Consider the following 12841-nt stretch of genomic DNA (forward strand, 5'->3'; position numbering starts at 1 on the left):
ATCAAAGATCATAGATTGCTCAATATTTACCGTCATGAAATGTATTGATTTACATCTCCTTACTTCTTATGATTTTTTTATCATGGCTAGTTTTACTCTTCTTCATAGTAGTCGATACTTTTAACACCATAATTTGATTGATTTAAAGGCAATTCTAACGAATCTTGCAAAATCATTTGTATACTTTTATTTATCTTTTCAATACTTGAATTCAACTCTCTTTTTCGTTCTTCATCATCGGACACAATAGCTTCCACAAGCAATTCTGTTAATTCTTCTCTCTTTTTAGTCAATGCACCTATCACAGGATTATTCGTATTTCCATTACATACTAATATTCTCGTCAAGTATGGTTCTCCTAAAAGAACTCCATATTCGTTTGTAATTTTACTTTGAGTATTTTCAAATAATCTGGTTATATAAAGATCAATATCTCTAGCATCTTTTTCTTTTAATGAAGTGCTGTCATTATATTTAAATGCTAACTCAATGTTGCTCTTTATATCGCTAGAAATATCCTTATACTCCAATGAAGTATTACCATAGTATTTTATTTGATTTTTATGAAAACTATCCCAATTACTAACATCTATGATGTTAAATTTTATTTCATAACAAGCTACATTATCGTTACTGTAGATGATTATTCTACCTCTTTCGGCTTTTAATAAATCAAACCGCTCTTTTATATCAGTATCTAAAAAGCTTATTGAAATACTAAAATCATTTTCATCAAGTTTAAAGTTTTCAAAAAGTTTTAAGGTAATTTTCTCTTTAATAACACTAAAGACTTTTCTGGAACTACTGTAATAATCAGAAGGAATAACTTTTCTCATTTGTTTGCTAATTATTTCCTTGGTCATTTTTTTTATTGCATCAATAATTGATTTTTTTGGCTTTATATATTTTTTATGAATTCCATTAATTCGTGTTCCTTTACCTTCTACAGTAACACTTAGCCTAATTTTAATACCTGCTTGTGAAGTTTCGAAAGTATCCTCTTCCCCTATTGTAAATGTAAATCCATTAATAAATTCTTCAATCTCTTCACTAGGAATAGAAATGATATGTTCTACTGAATATCCAATTTCTCTTACAGCTTTTTCCAGTTCTGAACTAATATTTTTTTTATATTTTGATTTAAATCCATCTACCACATCTCGAAATGTTTTTTTTATTAATTCATTTTGGATGATAGTATCTACTTTTCGTTTAATCCATTCTTCGGGATTTTCAATTTTTTTCAATGAAAAAATTCTTCTATCCTTTAGATTTAGAACAATTTTATTTTTTACTTCTATAGTACTATCTTTAATTTCACAAGGTGTTGAATGAACAATTGCAATATGTTCAAATAGGGAATCAATATTTGAATCCGCTACTTTAAAAGGATTAGTTATCATATTAACTACAGACAACCCTATATGTTTAGAAATTTTATCTATAATTTCTCTATTTAGTTTATTTTCAAGACTTACAAATTCTGTTAGAAAATCGGGGTGATTATTAACAAAACTACGAACCCAGCTCGTGATTGTATGTTTTAAGATAGTGAGAGCTTCATTTAAATTATTTTTAAAAAACAAGATTACGTTTTCTCCCCTTGATTCAATACAACTTACTTCAAATGACATTTTGAGTTCAATCATCATTCCACTTTTGGGATCACTTATTTCACAGGTTAAATCCTTTACTCTTGAAAAATTAGACCAGTTTACTATGTAATGACTATAGGTTCTTCCCATAAATGAATCTCTCAAGATAGTAAATCCATCTTGCCTTTTTGGCTCTCCTTTTTTATCATCAATAATGACTAGCTCCTCATTATCTGTATCAATATTTATCGCTTTAGGATTAACTTTTCGGATAATATTTTCTAGGATATTTAAATTTATAGAAGAAGGATTTTCTTTTATTATAAATTTTTTAGGATTATCATTAAAATTTGTCATCATCAGTTATTTAATAAATTTATAAATTGAATTAGAGAATCTCGCTCTTTCTTTAATTGTTGTTTTTCGGAAAAATCTTTAATTGCGATAATCTGTTTATTCAAAAAAGAACGATTTCTCTCAAGCCCCGTCTTTATTTTTTTAAGTTGATCTTTTCTTAAAGTGTTCAGTATAATATCTATTAAAAATTGTATTTCTTCTTCAATCGTTGTGTTTGAAATATTCAACTCTTGTATTTTCTTAAGAATTTGATACCAAAAAACAATTAATTCGGTTAACTGATTTTGAATTTTCTTAAAGACATACTCTTTTTCTTCTTCTGATATCAAAAGAATATTTAACATATTACTGACTACTATATTGAGGTATCGTTTACATTTGGAGCGGTCTTGAAAAATCGCTTTGTAAGTATCTGAATTTAATGGAGTATTATTTTTTTCATATCGTTTATCACTTGTCATTTGCTTTGTTAAAACATCAAAAAGAATTATCACCACATTTTTTTCTAATTTTGTGTATTCTTGGAAGGATTTGCCATTTTCTGGAAACCAATCCTTAATTTTAGAAAAGTACATGTAAAAATCAGATGATTGCGCTGATAACAAATCACAAAATGCTGTTATCGCAATTTCGTTCAAATTTTTATTCGAATGTATTAACGATTGTTTGTAATATTCAAATGTGTTGAAAGTTTCGTTTTTAATTTGAAATTTAGTGATTACATCAAGTAGTATAAAATGATGATAAATTAATCTTAAACTTTCGGTAAAGAAATCAGAAATCAGCTCATCAGACTCATCTTTTTCATGAATAGTACTTAATAAATCGACATATAGATATACATTTCTACTCAAATTATTAGACGCTTTATTATGATCATTATTAGTTACATGTAGCTGTTCTAAGAGTGTTTCTTCTAAATCATATAGTCCACTAAGTATTTCTTCAATTGATACACTTTCTGGAATACCTTCTTCTTTATGAAATAGAAATCTCATAAACTGTAATTCGTCTAGTAAGTCATCGTGTTGTTGTCTAAATCGAATTGGAGTGATTTTTCTTAATCGTTTAATTTTATCTTCTTCATCTTTAATATTTTTTAAAAGTCGAAGTTCATTAATCTTATCAATAACGCCTTTTCTATCTGCTTTTATTTTTTTGAACTTTTTCTTAATATAGAGTATTTCTTTCCGTTCATCTTCTAATTGCAATAACCATTTTTTTAACAACTCGTCTCCATAGTAATTTTTAAATTGCATTGCTAATTTTGCAATAATAGGGTGCATTTTATAATGCAATTTTAGAGAAGCTTTAGAAGTAAAAAGATGTTGTTGATCTATTAATAACCTTGCATTTCTTTGAGCAAAAAATGTAAGTTCCTTAAATACAAAAGATTCCCGCTCTGTATTTTCTGCAGAAGACTTGAAATCAATAAAATACTGATTATCTTTTCGATACGTCTCCAAATTACATTCATCAAGAATTAAATCAGAATCTTCTTCCCATAGATTTAATAGTGAAATTTTTTCTCCGTTAATTTTGATTTTTTTTCGTTTTTTCAATAGTATATGTAAGTATTCTATAAACATATCAGGAGAAAGTTCTGGGAATAATGTAGCTATAAAAAGAACATAGCGACTAAGAGGTGCATTTTTGTTTTTTAATGAAGATAAAAAACTAGTTGTGGTTTCTTTTTTTTTATCTCTTATGATTTGATCAAAGTTTGGAGCTTCAATAATTTTGTCTATATCTTTCAAAAATTCTTTATCATCTTTACTCCAAATATTCTCAACTCTTTTACTTTCCAAAATATAGATTTGATCTTCTGTAATCTTATGAGTTGCTGCATAAATCTGAAAAGTATCAATGGTATGAAAATCAAAACAAGAACCTTTAAGATAATTTTTATGTTCATGATACGTAATGTAAATTATACATATTGTATTATCTAGTTTGGTAAGAATGTCTTTTTTACCATTTCCGTTTTCTTTTTTCAGAGACCGTAATAATTTGGGAGGATTGGTATCTTTAGTATTATAGATAAATAGAAGTAGTTTTTTATTCTCTTTTTGTAATATTATCTTTTTACAATCTTCAATTAAATCTTTAATATCTGATCGGTCGTACTCATCAAAAGAAACTTCGTATTTCAGATATTGTTTAAAGTTATCATCTTGTGCAATGGTTTGTTTTAAACTATTTGTTATTCCATCATGCGCACAGTTAATGATTAAAAGGTTTTCTTTAAGTAGAAGGTCCACATATTTTGCACTTGCCTCTTCAACATTGAATTTAATTTTTTCTTTGTCAATTAAATCAAAAAGTACTGGCAATCCATACCTATTCTTTTCCTCTCCATAAGATATATTTACTGTATCTGCTTTTTCTATCTTAGGACTTTTTTTATAGTGATAAGAATTCTTGGTATCTAATTGTTTATCTTCTTTTGTGCTGGTTGTATCTTCTTGTATAGAAGTTTCCTCTTCTATCTTTTCTTCTGTTGCGGTTGCAAGATTTCTTTTAACTTCTTTATCATTGGACTGAATCCCCATTTTAGGATTTTCCAATTCAGTTTCCACAATACTTTCGCTATCTTTTTTAAATACCTCTCCATTTTCTTCTATAAAATTTTCGTTATCTTCTTCCATGACTTAATAATTAATATTAATTGTTCCTCCATCAGTTATGATAGGACTTTTATCAAATGAAGAATTATTAATAACTACCTTCTCTGACTGTTCTTTGTTTTTTTCTAAAAGTTCCTTATCTATTTTTTCTTCCCAACTCCCTACTAACTCTTGAATTAAAATTGCTAATTCTTCGGGATTGTAATTCCATTTAAACGTAGTAATACCTTCTAATTCTTCGTGTACTTCTTCAGTTGCAGTTCCGTCTACAATAATTGGTATGAGATACACGGATTTCTCCATCAGATATCTAGGCATAAATGCATTAATTTCAGTTTGAACTAATGCGTTATTTTTATTTACATAGTCTTTAGAAACTATTAATATGACATATTTAGATTTGTGTCTGTAAATTTCCTTCAATTCACCTTTAAGATTTCTACCAATCATTTCAGCTTGTTTATTTGGATAGTAATAAGCTTTAGACTCAGGCATTCTTAACTTTAATGCCAAGTATATACATAATGCTATGTTTCTATCTGCTCTAGCAAAAGAAATTGCGACGTCGTGTTTGTAGTTTTCTTCCATAATTAAATAGTATTTTTCGCCACCAAATTCCAGTAGTGCTGCCCCAATACGGTAAGCTTACACGATTTTGATTCCATTGCTGCATCATACATATGCGCAGCATTAACAGGAATGACTAAGTTGACTCGGTTATAGCGTTGTAATACATGAAATTTTTCTGAGCGCTCAGGGATTCTATCTTCGGAGGTATGCTCATAGGTAGAATCTAACTCAAATTCAAAAGTCTTTTCTTCAAAAAGCTCTGTAATTCTTTTCAAGTCTTCTAAAGAAATTGCTGGATTGACCGACTTTAAGCTAATAAAAGATTTTACATTTGTTTTAAATATAGGGCGCTGTTCCCATTCACCTAAAGATTGATCAATGTGTGCATAAACACTTCCTGGTGTTATTTGACCTAATAAATTTGCAGCCCCACCATTTAGTGCATCTACCAACAGTGTTGTAAATACACCTTTTCCATCTACTTCAACAGAAAATTGTTTTTCTGTTGAAGCAGTTAAAATCGTTATTCCCTCCGCTAAAATTGATTTATTTCCCAAATCTATGGATGAACCTGCATTTCCCGAATGACAGCAATCCAGAATGATAATTTTATTTTTTGCTGGTGAGGAATTTGCTAGTTTTAGTATTTCATCTAGTGAAATCCCGTCATTTCCATGTTTACAATTTGATGTAAGAATAAAAGATCCTAAAGTATCTAAATGACCGTGACCTGCAAAGTAAAAAAGTACAGTATGATGATTCTCATCTCTAAAAAGAGCTTCTACTTGACTTCGTAATTCTTCTCTAGCTACAGAAGTATCTTCTCCTGAAGAGGTTATTAGTTTTATCCCAAAATTGCGTGTTCCGTCGCCATTTCGTTCTAAAGCAGATTTTACTTCATAAGCGTCATTTACAGCGCCATTTAAATTTTTATACTCCTGATAATAATCAATTCCTACAACTAGTGCTTTTTTTGGCATGATATTTATTTTTTGGTTGGTTAATCTTCTAAAACTTCTTCTATAGTTACTTTTTTAATATGTATTTTAAATCCTTCTTTTTTGGAAGCATTACGATATGATTCAACTCCAAACACTTCCTTTTCAAACTTTACAACATCCATAAAAACTGTCACATCATCAGACCAATTTTTCATAAAAACATCTCCTTTCTGATTTTTTAAATTAACAGTTGCATTGTTCGTTATATTTACATTTCCTGAATTAATTCCTTGAATATCACCTTCAATAACAATTCCTGAAGATTTGGATCGAGATTGAAGTATGAGTGCTTTTTTTGCTATAGTTACAGAAGTCACCAAATAGGTGTCATACCACAACATTTTTTTCCCTCTTACGTTGATCTCTTTTTCTAATGCTAATAAGTCATTGAGTTCTTTTTTGTCACAATCGATCGCTAAAAAATAGATTGCTCCTTCAGATGAAAACTCTATACTTAGTGCGCTTTTAGCATTTGGAAGATTACCTGTTCCCAAACTCAAATTTGTTTCAATATCACTTTTAAACTCAATTGCATTTTTACTTGTAAAACGGTATGTATCAGGAGAATTGGAAAACTGAGGCTCATCATATTGTATTCCTATTTTTTTAAGGGAAGTGATTTTTTGGAAAGTTCCTAATGGTTTCGACTTTCCAAATAGCGACTTTCCAAATGGAAATCTTATAATATCTCCGACTTCTATATGTTCCCCTGGAAAGTAAACAGCTATTTTCCCTAGTTCTTTTGCTATTTCCTTGGAGTATTGTATTTGTAGTTTTGACATTTTCTAATTTTTAGTATTACTACAAATATTTAATTCTATACGACCAATTACTACAATATTTATAGTGATAATCATATCATAAGAAATAGGGATAATTACTTATGAACGTTTTTGCACTTTTGTATAAAAATTAAACATAATGAGACACAAAGTATTTATTAGTTATCATCACGAAAATGATGTTAAGTATCGAAAAAAATATGAGAATTTTTTTAATGATAAATTTGACATTCTCGATTCACTCTCCGTAAAACCCGATGAATTTTCCAATATAAGTACAGAAGAATTTAGAAAACAAATTAGAGAGCAACACTTGAAAGAATCTACTGTGACAGTTGTTTTAATAGGTATTGACACCTGGCGAAGAAAACATGTAGATTATGAAATATACAATTCATTAAAGAAGACCAAAAATAGTGACAGATCTGGTGTATTAGGTATTATTTTACCTTCATACGATACGTATAGTAAAAACTCTTATAATGAAAAAACGATCCCAAAACGCTTGGCGCAAAATATTGCTAATGGATATGCAAACATTCACTTTTGGCATGGAAATCCACAAATAAATCAAGAATGGATTCACGAAGCTTTTAAAAAACGTAAAACAATAATTCCTAATAACGCTATGAAACTAATGAAAAACAATTGGAAAGGGAATCAATGGCAATGATGATATCAATAATAACCGTTGTCTCTGGCATAAATAATGAGTTCCTTCGAGTTTTTAACACCTGTTTTTTCAATAAGATTTTTACGATGTGAGTTAATCGTAGATTCCGCTCTACTTACTTTTTTCGCAATTTCGGGAGTTGACAAACCACTTGCAATGTATTTTAAAATTTCTTTTTCACGCTTCGTCAAGCTTACTTCTCCTTGAATATTAGTTGACCTCATACTAGTAATCAAAGCATTTTTAATATCTTCACCTATATATTCGCCTGTTTCATATACTGAATGAATGGCGGTAACAAGTTCTTCTTTTCCCTTGTTTTTTAGAATATATCCGTGTGCGCCAACTTCTAAAACTCTTCTTATAAATTTCACATCTTTATACATAGTTAGTATTAGTACTTTTACATCTGAAAAATGACTACGAATGTATCTTGTCAATTCAATTCCGTCCATTTCAGGCATATTGATGTCTAATACCGCTACGTCTATTTTATTATTTTGAAGTAGTGGAATCACATCTTTTCCGTTATTAGCTTCCCCAACTACTGTTATTCCTTCGTTTTCTTTTATAAGCGATATTAGCCCTTCTACGACGATTTCATGATCGTCTACAATTATTATTTTTATCATATCTATATTTCTTTTATCGGAATATCTATGGAGATACTTGTTCCTTTATCAATCATAGAATCTATTTGTAACTCACCACCTAATGCATCAACTCTAGAAGTAACATTTGTTAATCCTATTCCCCAGTTTTTCTTATCATTAATGTCAAAACCAATACCATCATCCTCTACAGAAACATTCAAATTATTTTCGTTACTAATCAATTGAATGGTTATGCTTGTTGCTTTCGCATACTTTAATATATTACTAATTAGCTCTTGAATAATTCTGTATATAGCAATCTCAATAGTATTGTCTAATCTATCATAGAGTCCATGCGAGATGAACTCAACTTCGATACGATTGCTTTCTTCTAGGGTTTCTTTTAAATCTTCAATTGCAGCTACTAGTCCAAATTTTATAAGCACGCCTGAAGCCATGTCATGAGATATTTTCCGAACCTCATCACAAGCATTGTCTAATAATTCATTGGCTTTATCGTATTGTTTTTTGTTAGATACTTTTAGTTCTTCAATATTTTCTTCTACAGACATGAAATGAACTTTAACCATCGATAAAATACTGCCCAATCTATCGTGTAAATCTCTTGCAATACGTTGTCGTTCTCCTTCCTGACCTTCAATCATTGCATTGATTGATTTTAATTCTTGATTTTTTAGAAGTTTTTCTACCTTTTGTTGCTCTATTATAGCTAAATCGGCTTTTCTTTTTTGTTTATTTCCTCTTACAAAAGCTATTAGTAATAATGCGAATAAAAAAAGTCCTAGTAATAACCCATAGTTTTTTAAATTAGCAGTGTGTAAATCTTTAACAGCAATCAATTTATCTTTTGCTAATATGCGTAAATCCATTTGCTCTTCTTCAAAATTTGCATTAGTAACTATTGCTTGCTTTGATGCCAAATACAGACTATCTTTTACATCTATATATTGATTTTTGTAATACAAAGCACTATCTAGTAGTTTTAGTTGTAAGTAACTAAACGATAAATTATTATATAACTCAACGACATTTTCTCTTCTATTAGAAGACTTAGCGTACTTTAAAGCTCTAATATAATATCGAATTGCTTCTTGATAGCGTCCTTGTTTAAATTTTACATTTCCAATATTGCAATAAATCTCTGTATTATATCTTGTTGTATTTGTATTTTTGGAGAGGGACAAGCTCTTCTTGTAATAATCAAGTGTTTTGTCCAACGAATCTTTTTTATAATAGATGGAGCCTATATTACTGTATATATCAATATTTTTATATTCTAAATTTAACTTTTGATTAATTGCAATTGCTTTTTCATAATAATTAAGTGCTATAGAATCTTTATGGATTCTAAAATTTGCCGTTCCGATATTGGTATATACATCTGATAATTCATAAATATCATTAAACTTTTCTAGTACCTCTCTACTTTTATTTAAATACTCTATTGCGCTCAAAGGTTCTTCAATTTCTACAAACAAGGCTCCAAGATTAGAGTATAAATATGCTACCTGCCTTTCGTCACCAAGTTCTTCCCGTATCTTTAGTGCAGTTAGATAATAATTAACAGCACTATCATAGCTGCCCATTTTTTTATACAAAACACCTATATTATTACTAATCTTGGCAATCTGTTTATTTTTATTTAGAGCTTTAAAAGCTTTCAGCGCTTTATTATAGTATTTAATTGCTTCATTCAATTTCCCTTGTGATGAATATACTCTTCCTAACTGATTACTAGCTCTGCCAATTCCATATTCATGTTCTGCCTTTTCCTCTAGTATCAACGCATCTTCAAAAGCTATTTTTGCTGCTTCTAACTCGTTCAGTTGTATATATGCAGTTCCTATCCGCACTAAACTTACTGGTAAGCTATCTTTAAAGGCTATGGTTTTAATTAACTTCTCTGCTTCTTTGGCATAGTCTAATGCGCGCTGTGCATCAATTTTAGTAAATTCCCAAGCTAAGTCGTTTAACAAATTAATTTTTAAAGTATCGTTTTTGATATTTTGTAAATCTGTTAATAAATTATTTATTACTTTATTTTGTCCTACACTTATTTTGACAAATAAAACAACAAACATAAAGAAGAAATTTGTTTTTTTCAACATAGTTAATTCAAGTAAGTATTTCACAAATAATGCTTTACACCTTGTAAAGATAGTAAAGCATTAAGTTATTATTTATTTTTAAAGTAAGAATTAACTTTTTTTCTTTAAATTTTTTTCTTTCTCAAAACCAGGACGCACATCGCCTTCTTTATCTTTGGTTGTTGTAATAGGATTTGGATTAGTAGTATCTCCTTCAGCATTTGCTATTTCAGATTTGGGAGTAGGTTTAATTAATTGATCTCTAGCACTTTCAGTTTCATCTTGTTTAATCTTTGTAGTTTCTGTACTTTTTGCCTCCAAAGAAGTTTTTTTTGGATTTGTCATAATTAGGGTTTATTTAGATTTATGTGCACAAATATGAAGCTATTTGAAAGTCAAAAAATCAGCACTAATTATGATTCTATGTAGTAACTTATTGGTATTTTTATCTAAAAACAAATGAAAAGTATAACAAAATTAAACTCCTTTACTGTAATAGAAAGCTTGTTCTTATAAAACTAACGAACTCCAAAATCACTATTCTTTAAAATCAAATTAATCAACTCCAAATCCTCCTCCAAAAAGTTCGAAATCTTTCTCTTCGACTCCACAAATAACGCTCTAAAGCATTGTTTTTAGGGCGTTTGTTTTTTGATATTGGATCAAAAAAAAATCTTAGCGGTATGGCTAAGATTTTTTAATACATTCTGTTACTTCTACTGGTAATTTTTGACATTGTACACTACATAGATTATATATTTATGCTAATTTTTAATGTATACACTGTATCGGCTGTTGGTAAAAACATTGTATGTCCTTTTCAAGACTTATGGAAGTCGCCATGTAAATGATGTAGTTTTCATCTATGTCAACTGGGTATAAATTGTATTTTTTATTTTCTAACATTACAGATAAACTCAAAGTGTTTATGGTATTGAGCGGTATGTACAATCCTCTACCATCTGCTTTGACAATGGCTTCTTTGCGAGTCCAAAAAGTATAAAAATTATCGTATGTTTTAATCTGTTTTTTTTCTTCTATAGAAAAGACTTTTTTAAAACCTTCCATTATTAATGGTTTGATTTCTTCAATGTCAATGCCTAAATTTTGTTTTTCGTCAGTACTTATGGCACACACAATATATTCCCCTGAGTGAGAAATGTTAAACCCAAAATCACTATTTACAAAATACGGTTTTCCATATTTGTTTTTTTGTAAACATTCCAGAGACTCATTATAGCCAAATTGAGAAATGGCCTCTTTAAGCAATAGCTTTCCATATAAAAATGAATGGGCGTCTTGCCATCGTGTATACTTTCGCAATCTTTCCTGCATTTTTTTTGGTAAGAGAGACACTCCTTTTTCAAAAGAATGGCTAGGCAACTGCTCACACTTGGTATAATATACTGCTGTCATGATTTTATTTTTTTAAATTTGATAACTGCATTTTGCATTGGATACACGACGATTACCGCATGCACCACTCCAAAACTGCTTTTGCACTGTGTGCCTTGTTTTCTGCTTGGTCGAAAACAATACTTTTTACACCATCAATGACAGAAGCTTCCACTTCGTCGCCTCGATGCGCTGGTAAATCGTGCATAAAAATTGCATTCGGAAATTGATGCATCAGTTCTTGCGTTACTGTAAATGGTTCAAAAAGTTCTCGCCAATTAGCATCTGGTTTTGTGGTACCTGTAGTTTGCCAACGTGTGGTATATACAATATCTGCGCGTTTCGGAAGATTGCTTAAATCGTGAAATTCTTCTATAACCGTATTTCTTTTGGCAGCTTCTTCTTTGGCGTAGTTGAGTAACATTGGATCTATGTTGTAATTTTGAGGCGTGAAAAAGCTGATTTTCATATTTGGAAATTTAGCAATACCCAATGCCAAGGCCGTTGTAGTATTGTTTCCTTCTCCTAAGTACACAATTTCTAATCCTGATAATTTTCCGAAATGTTGTTTTATCGTGGTCAAATCTGCCAGTGCTTGTGTAGGATGTTCATCTTCGGTCATGGCATTGACGATGGACATTCTTTCTTGGTTGGCAAATGCTCTGAGTATGGCTGGACTTTCTGCAGTTCGCAGTACCAAACCATCTAACATTCGAGAAAGTACGGCTAAGGTATCGTCCATGGTTTCTCCAGTATTTACTTGTAAGTCATTGGGACCGTAAGCAATCACCTGCGCACCTAATCGTAGTGCAGCGGTTGTAAAAGCCGTTCTTGTCCTTGTAGAAGTCTTTTTAAAATAAATACCGATTACTTTTCCTTTGAGTTGTTCTCCCTGAACTACATTTCCTTCTGAGTACTCAATACCTCTGTTGATGATATCGAGTGTTTCTTGAGGAGACAAATCTTTTAAAGAAATTACATGTTTTCTTTTTTTCATTGCTACTGAATTCATTTTATTTTTAGGTTTTTGATTAGTATTACGAGCCACACTTTTCGCGGTGTGGTGTTTATATTTTTTTGAATAAAAAAGGGCATTGTAAGATGAAATACAAATTATCTCAACAATGGTAAAGCATGCTA

The 12841-nt window shown here is 30.0% G+C and carries 11 protein-coding genes; 1 reads left to right on the top strand and 10 read right to left on the bottom strand.

All coding sequences use genetic code 11. The annotated features are described in order from the left end of the window. Positions 1 to 92 precede the first annotated feature (92 nt). From KORDIASMS9_RS22620 to KORDIASMS9_RS22640, 5 genes are read right to left on the bottom strand one after another with little or no spacing between them, the layout of a single operon-like run. On the bottom strand, positions 93 to 1955 hold the full coding sequence (locus KORDIASMS9_RS22620) for a hypothetical protein (protein ID WP_114905033.1): 1863 nt from the start codon (positions 1953 to 1955) through the stop codon (positions 93 to 95). Continuing rightward, positions 1955 to 4600, bottom strand: coding sequence for a hypothetical protein (locus KORDIASMS9_RS22625; RefSeq protein ID WP_114905034.1), 2646 nt, complete (start codon positions 4598 to 4600; stop codon positions 1955 to 1957). The genes KORDIASMS9_RS22620 and KORDIASMS9_RS22625 overlap by 1 nt, the downstream gene beginning before the upstream one ends. Before the next feature lie 3 nt (positions 4601 to 4603). Then, a complete protein-coding gene (locus KORDIASMS9_RS22630) occupies positions 4604 to 5167 on the bottom strand; it encodes a toll/interleukin-1 receptor domain-containing protein (protein ID WP_114905035.1) in 564 nt (187 codons plus the stop codon). Between the two features lie 2 nt (positions 5168 to 5169). Beyond that, positions 5170 to 6129 (bottom strand): caspase family protein, encoded by a 960-nt coding sequence (locus KORDIASMS9_RS22635; RefSeq protein WP_114905036.1) that lies wholly within the window; start codon positions 6127 to 6129, stop codon positions 5170 to 5172. 20 nt (positions 6130 to 6149) lie between these two features. Further along, the gene (locus KORDIASMS9_RS22640) at positions 6150 to 6932 is read right to left on the bottom strand and encodes a hypothetical protein (RefSeq protein ID WP_114905037.1); all 783 of its coding nucleotides are present in this window, start codon (positions 6930 to 6932) and stop codon (positions 6150 to 6152) included. A gap of 139 nt (positions 6933 to 7071) precedes the next feature. On the opposite strand from KORDIASMS9_RS22640, the gene KORDIASMS9_RS22645 reads away from it, so the two are divergent. After that, entirely contained in the window at positions 7072 to 7605 is a 534-nt protein-coding gene (locus KORDIASMS9_RS22645) for a TIR domain-containing protein (RefSeq protein WP_114905038.1), read from the top strand. 5 nt (positions 7606 to 7610) lie between these two features. Here the strand turns inward: KORDIASMS9_RS22645 and KORDIASMS9_RS22650 are convergent, their stop codons facing one another. From KORDIASMS9_RS22650 to KORDIASMS9_RS22670, 5 genes are all read right to left on the bottom strand, one after another. Further along, positions 7611 to 8237, bottom strand: coding sequence for a response regulator transcription factor (locus tag KORDIASMS9_RS22650; protein WP_114905039.1), 627 nt, complete (start codon positions 8235 to 8237; stop codon positions 7611 to 7613). Between the two features lie 2 nt (positions 8238 to 8239). Next, positions 8240 to 10351: a sensor histidine kinase gene (locus tag KORDIASMS9_RS22655; protein WP_162820130.1), complete on the bottom strand. Its 2112-nt coding sequence runs from the start codon at positions 10349 to 10351 to the stop codon at positions 8240 to 8242. A gap of 66 nt (positions 10352 to 10417) precedes the next feature. Beyond that, positions 10418 to 10651, bottom strand: coding sequence for a hypothetical protein (locus KORDIASMS9_RS22660; protein ID WP_114905041.1), 234 nt, complete (start codon positions 10649 to 10651; stop codon positions 10418 to 10420). Between the two features lie 426 nt (positions 10652 to 11077). Continuing rightward, positions 11078 to 11722 carry a 4'-phosphopantetheinyl transferase superfamily protein gene (locus KORDIASMS9_RS22665; RefSeq protein ID WP_114905042.1) on the bottom strand — a complete coding sequence of 215 codons (645 nt, stop codon included), beginning with the start codon at positions 11720 to 11722 and terminating at the stop codon, positions 11078 to 11080. Positions 11723 to 11774: 52 nt separating this feature from the next. Next, positions 11775 to 12698, bottom strand: a complete 924-nt coding sequence (locus tag KORDIASMS9_RS22670; protein WP_114905335.1) for an ornithine carbamoyltransferase — start codon at positions 12696 to 12698, stop codon at positions 11775 to 11777. Between the last annotated feature and the right edge of the window lie 143 nt (positions 12699 to 12841).

The organism is Kordia sp. SMS9, assembly GCF_003352465.1.
Taxonomy (GTDB): Bacteria; Bacteroidota; Bacteroidia; order Flavobacteriales; family Flavobacteriaceae; genus Kordia.